Source organism: Nocardia higoensis, assembly GCF_015477835.1.
Taxonomy (GTDB): Bacteria; Actinomycetota; Actinomycetes; order Mycobacteriales; family Mycobacteriaceae; genus Nocardia; species Nocardia higoensis_A.
Genome location: NZ_JADLQN010000001.1, coordinates 2,934,660 through 2,950,317, shown reverse-complemented (window position 1 = coordinate 2,950,317; position 15,658 = coordinate 2,934,660). Strand labels below are relative to the sequence as shown.

The following is a 15,658-nucleotide window of genomic DNA, read 5'->3' as shown; positions in this document are numbered from 1 at the left end:
CTACGCTGATCACCGGCGGTGACGTTCCCCCGCCGACCGATCGACACGCAGGAGTAGAGCGCTGACGCCTTCGCATGCCACGTGGATGCCGACCGCGGCCCCCGCCACCGTCGTTGTGCTCGCCTCGGGCACCGGGTCGCTGCTGCGCTCCCTGCTCGACGCGGCGGGCGAGCCCGGGTACCCGGCGAAGATCGTCGCGGTGGGCGTGGATCGCCCCTGCGCGGCCACCGGCCATGCCGAGGACGCGGGCGTTCCGCACTTCCGCGTCGCGCTGCCGGACTACGCCGACCGCGATGCCTGGGATGCGGCGCTGACCGAGCAGGTCGCCGCCTATCGTCCGGATCTGGTGGTCTCCGCTGGTTTCATGAAGATCCTCGGCCCGGCCTTCCTGGCACGCTTCGGCGGCCGCATCATCAACACCCATCCCGCGCTGCTGCCGTCCTTTCCCGGCGCGCACGGTGTGCGCGACGCGCTCGCCTACGGGGTGCGGGTCACCGGTTCGACGGTGCATCTGGTCGACGCGGGCGTGGACACCGGCCCGATCCTGGCGCAGGAGCCGGTGCCGGTGCTGCCCGGCGACGACGAGGCCACCCTGCACGAGCGCATCAAGGTTGTCGAACGACGGTTGCTGGCGGAAGTCGTCGCCGCCGTCGCCACGCGAGGCATTGTCTCCGACGGACGAAAGGCAGTAATTCCAGATGAGCGGGTGCACCGGTGACTGAACGCAAGCCGATCCGCAGGGCGCTGGTGAGCGTCTACGACAAGACCGGACTCGTGGAGCTCGCGAGCGGTCTGCACGCCGCGGGCGTGGAACTGGTCTCGACCGGTTCGACCGCGGGCAAGATCGCCGAGGCCGGTATCCCGGTGACCAAGGTCGAGGAGCTGACCGGCTTCCCCGAGACCTTGGACGGCCGGGTCAAGACGCTGCACCCCCGGGTGCACGCGGGCATCCTCGCCGACACCCGCAAGCCCGAGCACCTGGACCAGCTCACCGAGCTGGGCGTCGAGGCGTTCCAGCTGGTCGTGGTGAACCTCTACCCGTTCACCCAGACTGTCGCCAGTGGTGCGAGCCAGGACGAGTGCGTCGAGCAGATCGACATCGGCGGCCCGTCGATGGTGCGCGCGGCCGCGAAGAACCACCCGTCGGTGGCCGTGGTCGTCGACGCCGGTGACTACACCGACGTGTTGGCCGCGGTGACCGAGGGCGGTTTCACCCTCGCGCAGCGAACCGCGCTGGCGGCCAAGGCTTTCCAGCACACCGCGGCCTACGATGTCGCGGTCGCGAGCTGGATGACCGGCGTGCGCGCCCCCGCGGTGGCCGAAGCCGCGGGCGAGGCGCCGAGCATCCCGTATCCGGCGTGGATCGGCGGCAGCTGGGAGCGTGCCGCGGTGCTGCGCTACGGCGAGAATCCGCATCAGTCCGCGGCGCTGTACACCGCCGACGGGCAGCCCGGCCTGGCCCAGGCCAAGCAGTTGCACGGCAAGGAGATGTCGTACAACAACTACACCGACGCCGACGCCGCGTGGCGTGCCGCCTACGACCACACCAGCCCGGCGGTCGCGATCATCAAGCACGCCAACCCGTGTGGCATCGCGATCGGCGCCGATGTGGCCGAGGCGCACCGCAAGGCGCACGCCTGTGATCCGGTGAGCGCCTTCGGCGGCGTCATCGCGACCAACCGTGAGGTCACCGTCGAGTTGGCCGAGCAGGTCGCCGATATCTTCACCGAGGTCATCGTCGCCCCCTCCTACGCCCACGGCGCCGTGGAGGTGCTGCAGCGCAAGAAGAACGTGCGCATCCTCATCGCCGAGCCGCCGCAGCGCGCGGGCGTGGAACTGCGTCCGATCAGCGGCGGCGCGCTGTTGCAGCAGCGCGACATCCTCGACGCCGAGGGCGACGACCCGGCCAACTGGACCCTGGTCGCCGGTGAGGCCGCCGACGAGCAGACCCTCGCCGATCTGGCGTTCGCCTGGGTGGCCTGCCGCGCGGTGAAGTCCAACGCCATCCTGCTGGCCGCCGACGGCGCGTCGGTGGGTGTGGGCATGGGCCAGGTCAACCGGGTGGACGCGGTGCAGTTGGCGGTGCGCCGGGCCGGGGATCGCGCGAAGGGCTCGGTCGCGGCGTCGGACGCCTTCTTCCCGTTCCCGGACGGCCCGCAGCAGCTGATCCAGGCCGGTGTGCGTGCCATCGTGCAGCCCGGCGGTTCGGTGCGCGACCAGGAGACCATCGACCTGGCCAAGGAAGCGGGGGTCACGTTGTATCTGACCGGATCCCGTCACTTCGCGCACTGAGCGCGAGAACGTTACGGCGAGGGTGGACGCGCAGGTGTCCACCCTCGCCGTTTCTCGTCCCGTCGCGCCGGGCCCGGTGCCCTACGGCACAATGAGCGAATGCGTATCGTAGTCGCCGGATCATCGGGACATCTGGGTCGAAATCTAGTTTCCACGCTGCGGAGCGAAGGCCACGAGGTGGTGACGCTGGTGCGCCGTCCCGCCACCGGCGCCGACGAGATCACCTGGGATCCCACAGGTTCGGACTTCGACAGCGCTGTGCTCGCCGGAGTCGACGCGGTGATCAACCTGTGCGGCGCGCCGGTCGCGGCGCAGCGATGGACTCCGGAATACCAGCAGGAGTTGCGGGAGAGCCGGATCCTGCCCACGCGGGTCCTGGCGCGCGCGGTGGCCGAGGCCTCGGTACCGGTGCTGCTCAACGCGTCCGCGGCGGGCTGGTACGGCGATTCCGGGGATCGCGAGGTCGACGAGTTCACTCCCAACGCCGACGACTTTCTCGGCACCATGTGCCGGGACTGGGAGGCGGCGACGGCCGCGGCCGTGGAGGGGGGCGCGCGGGTGGTCCTGTTGCGCACCTCGAACGTGCTGGCCGCGGACTCCATGATGGTGGAGGGGCTCAGCCCGCTGTTCAAGCTCGGACTCGGCGGCAAGTTCGGCAGCGGCCGCCAGTACGTCCCGTGGATCACGTTGCAGGATTGGCTCGCGGCCGTGCGCTGGCTGCTCGTCGAGCCGGTATCGGGTCCGGTCAATCTCGTTGCCCCGGAGGCGGTCACCAACGCGGTGTTCACCAAGGCGTTCGCCCGTGCGTTGCGCCGCCCGGCGTTGCTCACCGTACCCGGCGCGTTGCTGAAGCTGATCGGCGGCGAGGCGGGCGCAGAACTGTTGCACGGACATCGAATGGTGCCGAAGGCGCTGGTGGGCAGCGGATTCCAGTTCACCCACCCCACCCTCGACGAGGCGATGGCCTACACGTTCACCCGGCGCTGACCACGGCTCGATCGCCGAGCGGTCGACTCAGCGGGATCTCCATGTGGGCGAACATCGCGATCATCACACACATCTTGCCCACGGCGTCGGCGCGGATGCCCGTGCGCAACTCCACCGTGACCGCCGTATCGGTTTCGGTGGTCACCGCGTCGACGCCGTAGCACTCCGGTGAGCCCATCTCGAAGTTGATCGCGATCCGGTCGTCGGCCACGCGCGACCAGGATCTGAACGGCATCGGTTGCGGTGTCACGATGGTCGGGTCCGCGGTCACCAGAGTGCCGGTCGGCTGCGGCGCCTCGCTCGGCGTGGCCGGTTCGGTGGGCTGTGCGGTCGTGGCGAAGCCGCTGGAACGCGTATCGTCCTGCGCGGCATCGTCGCCGGCGCCGCCTCCCGAGCCACAGCCCGTCGCGGCGAGCCCGACGAGCAAGGCGGTCAACGCGGTAGACGCGGCGACGGTGGGTCGGCTCGGCATCCTGTGCATGCGCTCAGCCTAGTCCGACGGTGGGATATTCCCCACAGTGAACTTTCCGCGAACCTTGCGCGTTCCTCCTGCCGGCGCAGTCCGTGTGACGGTAGATTCGGCGGCGATGCGCGTCGTCCATCGCCGCGCATCAGCGACAGGTGCTGTGCACGAAGACATTTCGAGAGGATTAATGTGGTCGACACGCTGCGTGTAGGCGAAGAACTCGGACTCGGCGATTCCCTGACCGGTGGTGCGTACACTCTCACCCTGCAGCCGGACGGCAACCTCGTGCTGTCCGAACCGGACGGCGAGGTCGTCTGGGCCACCCAGACCCACGATCAGGGTGTCCAGCGCGCCGTCTTGCAGCCGGACGGCAACTTCGTCCTCTACAAGGGTGAGGGCGCCGCATGGTCCACCGAGACCGACGGCGAGAACGTCGACCGGCTGGTCGTACAGCCGGACCGCAACGTGGTGCTCTACGGCACCGACGGTTCCGCGGTGTGGGCCTCGGGGACCCACACCGACAACCCGCTGCCCGCGCCGGAGCCGGAGCCGGTCGCTGCCGCGCCGGTCGCCGAGGAGGTGCCTGCGCCGCCCGCGCCGGAGATCCGCACCTACACGGTCGAGCCCGGTGACACCCTGTGGGCGATCTCCGAGCGCTTCTACGGCGACGGCAACCGCTACCAGGAGATCGCGGACGCCAGCGGTATCGCGAATCCGGACCTGATCCATCCCGGCCAGGTTCTGACCATCCCGTAAGGCCGGGAGCGCCGCGCGACATCAGCGGACAGAGGTGGGGCCCCGCGGCACGCCGCGGGGCCCCACGCATCCGCCGGCGGAGGGTCAGTAGCGCATCGCGTAGGAGAGCTTGCGCAACAGCGACTTCTGGCGTTGGGCCGCCTTGAACCGATCGTCTTGCTCGAGCACGGCGGTGGCCTGGGTGACCCGCCGCTGCGCCTCTTCGATGGCCTCCTCGACCGGCATCACGGTCTCGAGGTCGAACAGTTCGATGATCCTGGTGACCCGTTCGTAGACGCTGCCGCCGACCACCTCGTAGGGCAGGCCGATGTCCTTGACCACCTGCAGCAGGGTGTCGTCGGACAGCTTGCGGAACGGTTCGGAGACCGGGCGATGGCCGTCCTTGCGCATCTCGAACTCCACGGGCAGATGCACGTAGGCGTCGTACAGCCGCGCGGCGCGCTCCTTGACGATGTCGCCGATGATGTCGGTGTACTCCAGCAGCGGCTTCTTGCGCCCGATGCCCGCCACGCTCTTCACGGTGCGCAGCAGCATGCCGGCGCCGGGGTTGATGCCCACCGCCATCCTCGCGGTGCCGTAGACCCACTCGTGCACCACGGAACCGTCGGAGATGAAGGAATCGTCCCTGGATTCGTTGTGCACCCGCTCTTCGAAGCGTCGCAGGCCCAGCAGCAGCAGCTCGATGGAGTTGAGTTCCATCACCGTCTTGCCGGGAACGAGGTCGATCAGCAGCTCACGCGAGGTGAGCGCATGGGTGCGCGCGATGCCGGTGGCGATCGACAACGTCTCGGTGGTGGTGCTCTTACCCGTGCCGTAGGTGCCCGATATCGCGAGTTTGATGCTCTCGCGTCGCTGTCCACCGACGAGGTACATGTGCGCTCCGATCCTTGTGCGAACCTGTGGCCCGGCTCAGTCCGCCGTGGTGGCGCCCGTGCCGCCGGTCGCGGCCGCGCTCGACGAGCCGCGGTTCGCCGTGCCCGTCGCGTCGGCCGTGGCCTCCGTGTGGGATGACGCCGTGCTCTTCGAGTCGGCCGCGGTACGCCTGGCTCCGGCCGCCGTGGTCTTCGCGGTGTTCTCGGCTCCGGTCGCCGTGGTCCTGGCCCTGGACGCTGTGCTCTTGGTCCCCGCCGTGCTTCTGGTCCCCGCCGCTGTGCTTCGGGTTCCGGACGTGGTACCTCGGGCGCCGGACGTCGTGCCCTTCTCGCCGGCCGCGGCCTTCTTCGCCGCGGTACTCCTGGCCGTCGCGTTCGCCGTCCGCTTGGCGGGCTGTTTGGCTGCCTTCGCCGGTTGACCGTCCGCTTTCGCGGGCTGCTCGGTGGCCCGCCCGGGCGGCGTGGTTTGTGCGGCGGGCGCTTTGGCGGCCCCGCGTGTGCGTTTGCGGGCGGTCGACCGCTTCGCGGCGGTCTGCTCCGTGGCGGCTGATTCGGCCTCCGCGTCCGCCGTGGCGGCCGAGGAGAGGGAGCCCGAGGTCGTGGAGCCGGAGGCGCCCACATCGGACGCAGTCGCCGTAGAGGCGTTCGCGACCGGTGAGGTCGCGGCGGCCGGGGTTGTGGCAGGCGGAGTCGTGGTCGCGCGCCGTCCGCTGGCATGCCGTGGCGTCGCGGCTGTGGTATCGGCACCGGAGGCGCGATGCTTGCCGCCTGTCTCCCCGTTCGTCCTGGACCGAGCGGTGGCGCGCCGACCGGCGGAGGACGGAGCTTCCGCAGCGGATCCGGCCGCCGGCGCGCCGGCGGTGGCGGCCTCGGCCGGGCGGGCCCCGGTCGCCGCTGCGGAGGCGGTGCTGTCGAACTCGGAGGCCGGGCTCGCCGCGGCGGTGGCTGTCGCCTCCTCGCCGGGGGCCGGAATGTCGGCCGTGGGCGCGGTCGGTGTCGCCGATGCCGAACGAGCTGCTCGTGCCGCGGAGGCGATCGCCTCAGGGTCGGTCAGGCGGTGCTTCCCCGCGGCCGCGCGCTTTTCGGCGTCGGAGAGGGCAGCCGTGCGCGTGGCGACGCCGGGGCGCTCGGTTGCCGGGAGGTCGTTCGTCGCGCCGATGTCGCTCGTGCGGGCCGCACGCCGTGCGGTGGCCTCGGTGAAGCGGCCCGAGATGGGCGAGCGCGGAACGGAATCTCCCGTGGACGCGACACCCTTCACCGGAGCGAGTTCGGCCGAGGCCGGCTCGACGGTGTGGTTTTCGACCGCCTCGCCCTCGACCGCACTGGCCGTCGCCGCATCACCCCGTGCCGAACGAGCTGTGCGTGAGCCGGGGGCGCTCGCCGAGGTGGAACCGGTGGTGCGCGAACCGGGGTCGCCCGCTGAGGTGGACGGTGTGACCGGCCGGTCCACGGCGGTGGTGCGGCGGGCAGTCGAGGAGTTGCGGCGGGGGGCGGCGTCACGGGGGCGGCCGACGGGCGCCGTGCGGATGGTGGCCTCATCGCTGTCCGGCGTCGCCGCGTGCCGCTGCCCGGTCGCGGCGCCGCCGCGTGCCTGCGCGGAGCGCGGTGTGCTCTTGCTCCGCCGAGCTGTGTCGACAGGCGCTGCCGGAGCTTCGGTGAGGGTCGCCGAGACCGTGCGTCCGGCGCCGCCGGCATCCTGGGCGTCGGCTTTCGCCTGGGCGATGATCTGCGCCGCCCGCTGTGCGGCGAGCTCGCTGGGACGGTCGGTGGGCCGGTCGGTGGTCGAGCCGGAGGCGCCGTCGGCCGGTACGCCTGGGCTGTCCAGCGCGGCCTCGTCGAGGTCGCCCGGGCGCATGGTGAACAGCGCTATGACGCCCGAGACCGCCGCGAGCGCGGCGACAAGCAGCATGGTGGTGTGCAGGCCGTCGACGAAGGCGGCCTCGGCCGCGGAGCGCACCACATCGGTGGCCGCGGCGGGCAGATTCTCCAGCACTGCCGCGGGTCCGCCCGCCGCGACCGCGTCGCCCGCGGTGGCGGCCTGATCATCGAAGACTTCGCGCGCGGTGTCGGTCTCGGCGAACGCACCGGAGACCTGGTTGTGGAAGAACGCGCCGACCGCCGCGATACCCACCGCCACACCGGCCTGCTGGAAGGTCTCGTTGATGCCCGAGGCCATTCCGGACTTGTCCGGCGTGGTGACGGCGATGGAGAACGCCGCGCGCGGCGGGTTGAACACGCCCATGCCGAGGCCGATCAGGATCATCGCGGGGATGAGCGCGGTCCACGCCGATTCGGTGTCGACCAGCACCACCGCGGCCAGGCCCGCGGCGATGAGCAGCTGCGAGATGCCAACCAGCACACCGGGATGCACCTTGGTAACCAGGGTGCCCGCGCCCGCCGCCGCGACGAAGAGCAGCAGGGTGAGCGGCAGGAAGCGCAGACCGCTGGCGAACGCCGAATGCCCGAGCATGTTCTGCACGTAGGCGATCAGCAGGAACAGCGCGGGCATCACGGTGAGCGCGCACAGCGCGGTGACCACCGACAGGCCGTTGAAGGTGCGGTTGCCGAACAGCGACAGATCGAACATCGCCTGCTCGGGCTTGGTGATCTGCAACCAGGTGAACCCGGCCAGCAGCGCCACCGCGAGCGCGAAGCAGCCCAGGACGATCCAGCTGGTCCAGCCGTCCGCCTCGCCGCGCATGAAGCCGAGCACCAGGAAGAACAGACCCGCGGAGAAGGCGACCATCCCCGGCCAGTCCACCGGCGGCGGTGTCTCGCTGCGGGACTCGCGCATCTTGAGATAGCCGATGACGATCGCGGCGACGGTGACCGGGACATTGATCAGGAAGATCCAGCGCCAGCCCGCCGACTCGGCCAGGCCGCCACCGATCAGCGGTCCGAAGGCGATGGCCAGGCCGGTGACGGCGCCGAAGACGCCGAAGGCCATACCCCGGTCCTTACCGCGGAATTCGTGTCCGAGCAGGGCAGGCCCGACCGCGAAGAGAATCGCGCCGCCCAAGCCCTGGACGAACCGCGCCACGATCAGCACCTCGTCGCTGGGCGCGAGTCCACAGGCCAGCGAGGAGAGCACGAACACGACCAGGCCGACATCGAACACCCGCTTGCGTCCGAGCCGGTCGGCCAGCGAGCCCGCCGCCAGCAGCACGGCCGCCAAGCCGAGCGCGTACGCGTCCAGGATCCATTGCAGCGCCGAGAAAGACGAGTCGAACGCCGCGCGGATGTCGGGCAGCGCGACGTTCACGACCGTCAGATCGAGCATCAACATGAAGGTCGCGAGCGCGACGACCACGAGGGTCCAGATCGCGCCCGGCGACCGCTGTGGTCCGGTCTCGGCACCGGCGGTGGCCATGTGGGAATCCCTTCGAAGTTCGACGCCGCGACGTGACGTCAGGCGGCGCGCAACGCTGCCGACACCGCGTCGCCGACCGGAATACGTTGCGGCAGCTGCCACATTCCGGTCACGTGGGTGACGATCTGCTCGAGCGATCCACCGACCACCAGATACGGCAACGACGATTGCTGCAGGGTGTCCAGCAGCAGCCGGTCGACGACGGTGGGCAGGACATCGTCCTCGCTCGCCTCCGCGTCTCGGGGAAGGCGCAGATGGACGAACCCGTCGTAGGTCGTGGTCGCGTGCCGCGCGACGATGCGGTGGTGCGCGAGCAGATAGCGTTCTTCGAAGATACGGTACGGCAGGTCCATCGGAGCCAGCGCCCAGTGCCGTAACCGCCTGGTGCGCCTGGTGGCTTCGGCCACCGCCCATTCGTGCAGCACCGAGCCGTCGGAGAGGAAACTGCCGGGCAGCCTGGCTTCGCCGTCGACGCGCTGCTCGAAACCACGCACCGCCGCGTCCACCGTCTCGGCCAGGCGTCGCGGCGTGCGCGGACGTACCAGACCGTCGGAGACGGAGGCGCAGTCGAGGCCGGTGGCCAGCGCGAGCGCGGTGCACACCGTGGCTCGGTCGGTGCCGGGGGCACCCGTGATGGCGATACGCACGGGGCCGGGGTTGTCGAGGTCGTCGTCGGTCATCGCCGCATCATCCGTCATCGCCGCCTCAGTCGGGGAGCCGGTGGGCGAGCAGGCACGAACCGGTCACGCCCTGGAATTCCTTGATCAGCAGATCGGCGCTGCGCCACCGCTGTCCGCCGCGGTCGATGATCGAGGCTCGCTTGATCTCCACGGTGCCGTCGAATTCCTCGGTCGACGGGCGAGGCGGTGCCTCGGAGAAGAACTCCAGCTTGCGCATCCACAGGGTGTCGCTGTTGGTGCGGTCCAGCGCATCCATCTGATAGAGCAGGATCTGCGAGAGCTGGGCGGCGCCGACGATGGCGTCGATCGGGGACACCGAATCCCAGTAGGCCGCTTCGGCGCCGACGTAACCGCCCTCGGCACCGGGACGCACGCTCTGCCTGCCGGTGACGCGGGTGGCCGCGGCGTCGACGGTCAGAGCGGTGGCGCTGAGGCTGTGGTCCTTCACACCGGTGAGGTAGTAGTGCGGAGCCGGGCCGAAGATGTCGGTCAGGCTGTCGAAGGCGTCGACGCCCTCGAGTTCGGGGCCGCTGCCGGTGCCGAGCGCGTGCACCAGCGTCAGTGTGCCCGCGAGGTTGGCGACCTGGAACTTGAAGGTGGTCTCGGCGCTGTCACCGTCTTCGGCGAGAGCGGTGACCTCGGCCGTCACGGGTATGTGGTCGAGGTCTTCGTGGGGGGCCGCGCCCGCCCGGACCGCACCGTGCCGGACCCAGGTGCGGGCCGACTGCTCAGGGGTCAGGCCGCGGGCGCGGGTCACCGCGGCGTCGCAGAGTGTCGCGGCGAGCATGATGGTGTCCACGCTGCTCACGTGCGGGACGAGTTCCCGGTGTTTTTTGGTCGACCAGGCCGCCGGATATTCCAGCCGGGCCACCGCGGAATGACGCGCGCCGGGCCGGACGGAATTACCCAGACGCAACATGGTCAGTTCCGGTCCGACCTTTCGGTAGCCTTCCCCGAAATATCGGGTGGCACGGGGCCCGAGGGGTTCGTCGTAGCTGGAGAAGTGAACACTCATACGTACAACCTTTGAACAGCGAAATAATCCGGTATTCAGGCGACGCGAGGCAGCTCGAAAACTTGTCCCGCGTACGACAGACCCGCTCCGAAAGACACCTGGAGCGCGAGCTGACCCGGCTTGGCCCGACCTGAGGAAATCAGGTCGTCGATCGCCAGCGGCAGCGCTGCCGCGGACGTGTTTCCGGTGTGGCGCACATCGTCGGCGACCACCACCGACTCTTCCCGCCAGCCCAGTTTGCGGACCACACTGTCGATGATCCGGAGATTGGCCTGATGCGGGATGAAGACCTCTACCTCGTCGAGGCCGATCTCGCCGGCGATCGCGATCCGCTCGACGATCTGCGGCACCGCGCCGGTGGCCCAACGGAATACCTCGGTGCCCTCCATCCGCAGCATCGGGGTCGGGGTGGTGGTGGGTGCGGCGCGCAACGCCTCCCAGGTCGGCTCCTGGCGGATCAGCCGGGCGAGCGAACCGTCGCTGCCCCAGACGGTTCGGCGGATGTGGCCGCTCGCGGTCGGGGCGATCAGTACCGCGCCCGCACCGTCACCGAAGATCGGCGCCACCCCGCGGTCGTCGGGATCGACTACGTTGCTGAGCTTTTCGGCACCGATGACCAGGACATTGCCCGCCTGGCCGGAGTTGATCAGCGCGGCGGCCTGTCCCACGCCGTGCGCGAGGCCGGAGCAACCCGCCGAAACATCGAATGCCGCCGGCCCCGCGCAACCGAGTTCGGAGGCGATGATCGGGGCGGCGGCCGGGGTCTGGTTCATGTGTGTGGAGGTGGCCAGCAGGACGACGTCGACGTCGCGCGCGGATACACCCGCAGCGCTCAGCGCGCTGTCGGCGGCGTGGACCGACATCGATATCACGGTCTCCTCGGGCCCGGCGAAACGACGTTCGCCGATTCCGGTCCGGGTGAGGATCCACTGCTCGTCGACGCCGAGACGGGCGGCGAGTTCCGAATTGGATATAATTCGGTGAGGACGATACGATCCGATCATGAGCATTCCGGCTCGCTGGACTGTCATATCCTGTCTTGCAGCCTTTTCTCGCAGCGTCGTCATATACTCACCCCCCTGAGCGTTTATGAAGTGAATCACTTGTGAATCAACCTAGCACCGGGGTGAAGTGCTGGTATCAGATCACACGGCTATAACACGTGCATAACGTGCGGCAGTGATGAAGGTCACGTTTTTTGATGCGGCATTGACATAACCGAAGCTACTGGTCAGTTCGCCATATTGCGAACTATATCGTTCGCTGCATGGGTCGGGACCCGGAAAGTGAACAAATATGTTCACCGGAGTCGTCGAGCGTCGGAACGCTGCTGGTCAGACGCGTTTCGTCAGAGAAACGACGAGGGCGGGCCCGATCCATGGATCAGGCCCGCCCTCGACTTACGGGGCTTGCGTCAGCGGCTGGTGAACGGCAGCAGCGCCATCTCGCGGGCGTTCTTCACCGCGACCGCGACCTGTCGCTGCTGTTGCGGAGTCAGGCCGGTGACGCGCCTGCTGCGGATCTTGCCGCGGTCGGAGATGAAGGTGCGCAACAGATTCACGTCCTTGTAGTCCACCGTCTCGATCCCGGCGGCGATGAGCGGGTTCTTCTTCGGGCGGCGGGCCTGCTCCGCGCGGACCTTCTTCGACGGTGCTCGCTTGACTGCCATATCAGGATTCCTTCTGCGGTATCGGTGGTTCTACCAGCTCGACTTGTGCACACCGGGAAGTTCTCCGCGGTGGGCCATCTCGCGCACACGCACACGGGAGAGACCGAACTTGCGGAGGTGACCGCGCGGTCGTCCGTCCGCGGCGTCCCGATTGCGCAATCTTACCGGACTGGCATCGCGCGGCAGTCGCTGCAGGGCGGCCTGCGCGGCCACCCGGTCCGCGACCGGGGTGCTGGGGCGGCGGATCAATTCCTTCAGTTCCGCGCGGCGCTCGGCGTACCGGGCGACGATCAGCTCGCGCTGCTCGTTACGGGCGATCTTGGACTTCTTCGCCATCAGCGCTCCTCACGAAAGTCGATGTGCTTGCGGATGACCGGATCGTATTTGCGCAACACCATGCGGTCCGGGTCGTTGCGCCGGTTCTTGCGGGTGACATAGGTATAGCCCGTGCCCGCTGTGGATTTGAGCTTGACGATGGGCCGTAGTTCGGTGGATTTCGATGCCACTCGGGCGCTCCTCAGATCTTTTCGCCGCGGGCGCGCAGGCGTGCGACCACGGCCTCGATCCCGTCGCGGTCGATGGTCTTGATGCCCTTGGCGGACACGGTCAGGGTGACGCGCCTGCCTTCACTGGGCAGGAAGTAGGTCTTGCGCTGGATATTGGGATCCCAGCGCCGGCCGGTTCGTACATGCGAGTGCGAGACGGACTTGCCGAAGCCGGGCTTGCGCCCGGTGACCTGGCAGTGGGCGGACATGTCCGGGACCTCCTCGGTTTGTTGGTAATCATTTTCGACAACGACCGTGGGGCACTGTACGCTGGCGGCGACCGAAATGACAATCATTATCGAAAGGGGCTCCCGGTGCCGCTCGATTCCGCCCCGCAGATCGGCGATCCCGATCGCCGTACCCCGGTGCTGCTGCTCACGAGTCCGCCCGGCCGCGCCGAGTCCGTCGTGCGCCGGTCGGCCGCGACGCTGGGGCGAGCGGAGAGAACAGTCGTCGTGCGCCATGACCTGAGCGAACTGCGTGAAGGAGTCGTGCGCCGCACGCTGACCATCGGGGGGCGCGAGAGCCGAACGGTGCTCGAGCTGGCGCACTGCTGTGTTTCCTGCACGCTGCGCGCCGATCTGCTCCCCTTGCTGTGCACGCTCGCCGCCCGTGATTCGGTGGACCGCATCGTGCTCGCCCTGGATCCGGCCTTCGAAGCCGAAGCGATCTGCGGCGCCATCGCCGACACGGTGGTGACCGGGGTGCACGGGCGCGTGGACGGGCCCGCTGCCAGGAACGTTCGCGTCGAGGCTGTGCTCGCCTGTCTGGACGGCGAGCACTGGCTCGCGGACGCCACCGGCGATGAGACCGTCGCCGAACGTGGATCAGCTGCCGCGGGCGCGGGCGTACCAACCGCCGACGACGACGACCGCACCGTCGCCCAACTGGCGGTGGGCGCCGTGGAATTCGCCGACGCCGTGCTCGTCGCCGACCCTCCGGCCGACCCGCTCGAGCGCGCCCGTCTGACGGCGGCGCTGGACAGGCTGGCGCCCACCGCGCCGGTCGTCTGGCTCGACGGGCAGGCGGTGGCGGACGCTGTGTTCGACGACGGGCTGCGCGAGACCGGGGTCGCAATCGAGGTGACCGACGCCGTTGCGTTCGTCGACGACCTGCTCGCGCGCATTCCCGCAGCTGCCCGCCGCGGCCGGATCTTCGACGCGCATGCGCCGTTGCTGCGCGGGGAGCCGCCGTTGACCGTCGAACACGGTGTCACGATCGTGGAGTTCTCCGCGCGCAGGCCCTTTCACCCCGCTCGCCTGCACGACGCACTCGATGTCCTGCTCGACGGTGTGATCTGCGCGCGCGGCAGGGCGTGGCTGGCCACGCAGGCCGACGAGGTGGTGTGGCTGGAATCCGCGGGCGGGGGCTTGCGGGTCGGCGGCGCGGGTCGGTGGCTGGCCGCCATGAGCGCCGAGGACTACGCCGCTGCCGATCCGACCCGGCGGGCGATGGCCGCCATCGGCTGGGACGAGCGATTCGGGGATCGCCACACCGAACTGGTGGTGCTGACCTGCGAGGCCGATCCGGACGAGATCCGGACCGCGCTGCACTGGGCGCTGGTCGACGACGACGAACTGCGCATGGTGGAGCGCGCGCCGGAACGGGTGGCGCGATGGGAGGACCCCTTCGGCGATTGGCACGCCGACCCGTGTGCGGACGTGGACGAGCAGATCGACGATGCCTACCGCGGCAATATCGCAGGGCCGAAAGGCCGGACAGGAGAGGTGCAGTGAAGACAGGAATCCATCCCGAGTATCGGCCCGTGGTGTTCGAGGACTCGAGCACGGGCAAGCGATTTCTCACCCGTTCCACGGCGACCGCGCAACGGACCGTGACATGGACCGACGGGAACACCTACCCGCTCATCGTGGTGGATGTGACCTCGGATTCGCATCCGTTCTGGACCGGATCGCAGCGGCTGCTCGACACCCAGGGGCGAGTGGAGAAATTCGAACGCAAGTACGGCCGCCGGGTGCGCGCCGGGAAGGAGGACTGAGATGGCGGTGCCCAAGCGCAGGATGTCGCGGTCGAATACCCGCAGTCGCCGGGCGCAGTGGAAGGCCGAGGCGCCGGAACTGGTCACGGTGACCGTGGCGGGAGTGACCCACCGTGTGCCGCGCCGACTGGTGGCGGCGGTGCGGCGCGGATTGATCGACCCGCAGCGGCTGTGAGACCGCCGCGGTCGCCGGTTCATCGATGAGGGGGAGTGGGGTGGGTTCGCCGGAACCCACCCCACTCGCATCTCGCCACGCCACCCGCGGGGCATGAGAGCAAATGTGCGGCAAAGGAAGTGTGTGGGGGCGGCAGCGGAAACGTGTCGCAGGTGCTTGCCCTGGAGTAGCTGAAGATCGAAAACCGCAGGCGCGGACAGATTTTCGATGGGAAATTCTCGGTGAACAGCTGCTTTCCTCGCCGCGACGGAGTACATTCATCCATCGAGGGCGGGTTCTCCCGTACAGGGAGAACCCGCTCATCGCCAAACTTGTGGCAATCTCCGGTGATTCCCGGAAGAAACTCGTTCGGCCCGGCTCTTCGCCGGATGATCTCCTGCTCCGGTCGATCAGCGCGCCGGTCGATGCGATCCGTCGCGCTCGCCGGGCCGGCAGGGCAGACTCAGTTGTTCGGGGGCCGACGGCCTTTCGGCCAGCAACGCTTCCAGCCGGGCCAGCTGAGCCACGATCAGCTCCACCGGACCCTCGATCAGCGACAGCGGCCACGGCAGGCTCCTGCCCTGCGAACGCTGCACCTGATCGGCGAGATCGGCCGCACCGGCCTCCAATTCGCTGATCTCGGTGCGCAGCTCGGTGATCTGCGCACGCAACTCGGCGGTTTCGGCGGTCAAGTCGTCGATACGGCGCAATGCCGCCGCCAGCCCGTCCACCAGCGAACGGGCCCTACCCTCGGCGTCGACGCCGAGCTGCGGCCAGCCGGCCAGGCTGGGACCGCGCAATTGAACTTGGATGTCGCGCAGCACGGCGTCCTGCTCCGGCGTCACGTCCGTTC

At 69.2% G+C, this 15,658-nt stretch carries 18 protein-coding genes; 7 read left to right on the top strand and 11 right to left on the bottom strand.

Translation table 11 applies throughout. The features are described 5' to 3' along the window. The first annotated feature begins 85 nt into the window (after nucleotides 1-85). From purN to IU449_RS13385, 3 genes are all read left to right on the top strand, one after another. Entirely contained in the window at nucleotides 86-718 is a 633-nt protein-coding gene (gene purN / locus IU449_RS13395; RefSeq protein WP_195002097.1) for a phosphoribosylglycinamide formyltransferase, read from the top strand. Continuing rightward, entirely contained in the window at nucleotides 715-2,292 is a 1,578-nt protein-coding gene (purH, locus tag IU449_RS13390; RefSeq protein WP_195002096.1) for a bifunctional phosphoribosylaminoimidazolecarboxamide formyltransferase/IMP cyclohydrolase, read from the top strand. Before purN ends, purH begins: the two co-directional genes overlap by 4 nt. Before the next feature lie 99 nt (nucleotides 2,293-2,391). Then, entirely contained in the window at nucleotides 2,392-3,279 is an 888-nt protein-coding gene (locus tag IU449_RS13385) for a TIGR01777 family oxidoreductase (RefSeq protein ID WP_195002095.1), read from the top strand. Here IU449_RS13385 and IU449_RS13380 read toward each other — a convergent pair. Beyond that, a complete protein-coding gene (locus IU449_RS13380) occupies nucleotides 3,266-3,760 on the bottom strand; it encodes a hypothetical protein (RefSeq protein ID WP_228803956.1) in 495 nt (164 codons plus the stop codon). The two genes, IU449_RS13385 and IU449_RS13380, sit on opposite strands and share 14 nt — an antisense overlap. A 174-nt stretch (nucleotides 3,761-3,934) precedes the next feature. Here IU449_RS13380 and IU449_RS13375 point away from each other — a divergent pair, with 174 nt between their 5' ends. Further along, a complete protein-coding gene (locus IU449_RS13375; RefSeq protein ID WP_195002094.1) occupies nucleotides 3,935-4,501 on the top strand; it encodes a LysM peptidoglycan-binding domain-containing protein in 567 nt (188 codons plus the stop codon). Between the two features lie 84 nt (nucleotides 4,502-4,585). On the opposite strand, the gene IU449_RS13370 is transcribed toward IU449_RS13375, so the two are convergent. The 9 genes from IU449_RS13370 to rpmB all read right to left on the bottom strand — a co-directional run bounded on the left by IU449_RS13370 (nucleotide 4,586) and on the right by rpmB (nucleotide 12,861). Continuing rightward, the gene (locus tag IU449_RS13370) at nucleotides 4,586-5,374 is read right to left on the bottom strand and encodes an AAA family ATPase (protein ID WP_195002093.1); all 789 of its coding nucleotides are present in this window, start codon (nucleotides 5,372-5,374) and stop codon (nucleotides 4,586-4,588) included. Nucleotides 5,375-5,410: 36 nt separating this feature from the next. Beyond that, nucleotides 5,411-8,743, bottom strand: a complete 3,333-nt coding sequence (locus IU449_RS29030) for a DHA2 family efflux MFS transporter permease subunit (protein WP_228803955.1) — start codon at nucleotides 8,741-8,743, stop codon at nucleotides 5,411-5,413. Between the two features lie 38 nt (nucleotides 8,744-8,781). After that, entirely contained in the window at nucleotides 8,782-9,423 is a 642-nt protein-coding gene (locus IU449_RS13360) for a hypothetical protein (protein WP_195002092.1), read from the bottom strand. Between the two features lie 25 nt (nucleotides 9,424-9,448). Continuing rightward, the gene (locus tag IU449_RS13355; protein ID WP_195002091.1) at nucleotides 9,449-10,438 is read right to left on the bottom strand and encodes an AvrD family protein; all 990 of its coding nucleotides are present in this window, start codon (nucleotides 10,436-10,438) and stop codon (nucleotides 9,449-9,451) included. Between the two features lie 35 nt (nucleotides 10,439-10,473). Continuing rightward, a complete protein-coding gene (locus tag IU449_RS13350; protein ID WP_267468266.1) occupies nucleotides 10,474-11,469 on the bottom strand; it encodes a beta-ketoacyl-ACP synthase 3 in 996 nt (331 codons plus the stop codon). A gap of 383 nt (nucleotides 11,470-11,852) precedes the next feature. Further along, nucleotides 11,853-12,107, bottom strand: a complete 255-nt coding sequence (gene rpsR / locus IU449_RS13345) for a 30S ribosomal protein S18 (RefSeq protein ID WP_011211513.1) — start codon at nucleotides 12,105-12,107, stop codon at nucleotides 11,853-11,855. A 30-nt stretch (nucleotides 12,108-12,137) separates the two neighbouring features. Next, nucleotides 12,138-12,443, bottom strand: coding sequence for a 30S ribosomal protein S14 (gene rpsN, locus IU449_RS13340; protein ID WP_195002089.1), 306 nt, complete (start codon nucleotides 12,441-12,443; stop codon nucleotides 12,138-12,140). After that, on the bottom strand, nucleotides 12,443-12,613 hold the full coding sequence (gene rpmG, locus IU449_RS13335) for a 50S ribosomal protein L33 (RefSeq protein WP_195002088.1): 171 nt from the start codon (nucleotides 12,611-12,613) through the stop codon (nucleotides 12,443-12,445). The genes rpsN and rpmG overlap by 1 nt, the downstream gene beginning before the upstream one ends. Before the next feature lie 11 nt (nucleotides 12,614-12,624). Continuing rightward, on the bottom strand, nucleotides 12,625-12,861 hold the full coding sequence (gene rpmB, locus IU449_RS13330) for a 50S ribosomal protein L28 (protein ID WP_195002087.1): 237 nt from the start codon (nucleotides 12,859-12,861) through the stop codon (nucleotides 12,625-12,627). Between the two features lie 105 nt (nucleotides 12,862-12,966). Between rpmB and mrf the strand changes: the two genes are divergently transcribed. From mrf to rpmF, 3 genes are read left to right on the top strand one after another with little or no spacing between them, the layout of a single operon-like run. Beyond that, nucleotides 12,967-14,388 (top strand): ribosome hibernation factor-recruiting GTPase MRF, encoded by a 1,422-nt coding sequence (gene mrf / locus IU449_RS13325; protein ID WP_324188216.1) that lies wholly within the window; start codon nucleotides 12,967-12,969, stop codon nucleotides 14,386-14,388. Then, nucleotides 14,385-14,651 carry a type B 50S ribosomal protein L31 gene (locus IU449_RS13320; protein WP_195002085.1) on the top strand — a complete coding sequence of 89 codons (267 nt, stop codon included), beginning with the start codon at nucleotides 14,385-14,387 and terminating at the stop codon, nucleotides 14,649-14,651. The genes mrf and IU449_RS13320 overlap by 4 nt, the downstream gene beginning before the upstream one ends. Before the next feature lies 1 nt (nucleotide 14,652). After that, nucleotides 14,653-14,826 carry a 50S ribosomal protein L32 gene (gene rpmF, locus IU449_RS13315; protein ID WP_195002084.1) on the top strand — a complete coding sequence of 58 codons (174 nt, stop codon included), beginning with the start codon at nucleotides 14,653-14,655 and terminating at the stop codon, nucleotides 14,824-14,826. Between the two features lie 389 nt (nucleotides 14,827-15,215). On the opposite strand, the gene IU449_RS13310 is transcribed toward rpmF, so the two are convergent. Beyond that, nucleotides 15,216-15,650 (bottom strand): hypothetical protein, encoded by a 435-nt coding sequence (locus IU449_RS13310; RefSeq protein ID WP_195002083.1) that lies wholly within the window; start codon nucleotides 15,648-15,650, stop codon nucleotides 15,216-15,218. Nucleotides 15,651-15,658: the final 8 nt, after the last annotated feature.

Coding starts and splice junctions, on each gene's coding strand:
- purN (WP_195002097.1), top strand. CDS start 86: ATGCCGACCGCGGCCCCCGCCACCGTCGTTGTGCTCGCCTCGGGCACC.
- IU449_RS13385 (WP_195002095.1), top strand. CDS start 2,392: ATGCGTATCGTAGTCGCCGGATCATCGGGACATCTGGGTCGAAATCTA.
- IU449_RS13380 (WP_228803956.1), bottom strand. CDS start 3,760: ATGCACAGGATGCCGAGCCGACCCACCGTCGCCGCGTCTACCGCGTTG.
- IU449_RS13370 (WP_195002093.1), bottom strand. CDS start 5,374: ATGTACCTCGTCGGTGGACAGCGACGCGAGAGCATCAAACTCGCGATA.
- IU449_RS29030 (WP_228803955.1), bottom strand. CDS start 8,743: ATGGCCACCGCCGGTGCCGAGACCGGACCACAGCGGTCGCCGGGCGCG.
- IU449_RS13360 (WP_195002092.1), bottom strand. CDS start 9,423: ATGACCGACGACGACCTCGACAACCCCGGCCCCGTGCGTATCGCCATC.
- IU449_RS13355 (WP_195002091.1), bottom strand. CDS start 10,438: ATGAGTGTTCACTTCTCCAGCTACGACGAACCCCTCGGGCCCCGTGCC.
- IU449_RS13350 (WP_267468266.1), bottom strand. CDS start 11,469: ATGACAGTCCAGCGAGCCGGAATGCTCATGATCGGATCGTATCGTCCT.
- rpsR (WP_011211513.1), bottom strand. CDS start 12,107: ATGGCAGTCAAGCGAGCACCGTCGAAGAAGGTCCGCGCGGAGCAGGCC.
- rpsN (WP_195002089.1), bottom strand. CDS start 12,443: ATGGCGAAGAAGTCCAAGATCGCCCGTAACGAGCAGCGCGAGCTGATC.
- rpmB (WP_195002087.1), bottom strand. CDS start 12,861: ATGTCCGCCCACTGCCAGGTCACCGGGCGCAAGCCCGGCTTCGGCAAG.
- rpmF (WP_195002084.1), top strand. CDS start 14,653: ATGGCGGTGCCCAAGCGCAGGATGTCGCGGTCGAATACCCGCAGTCGC.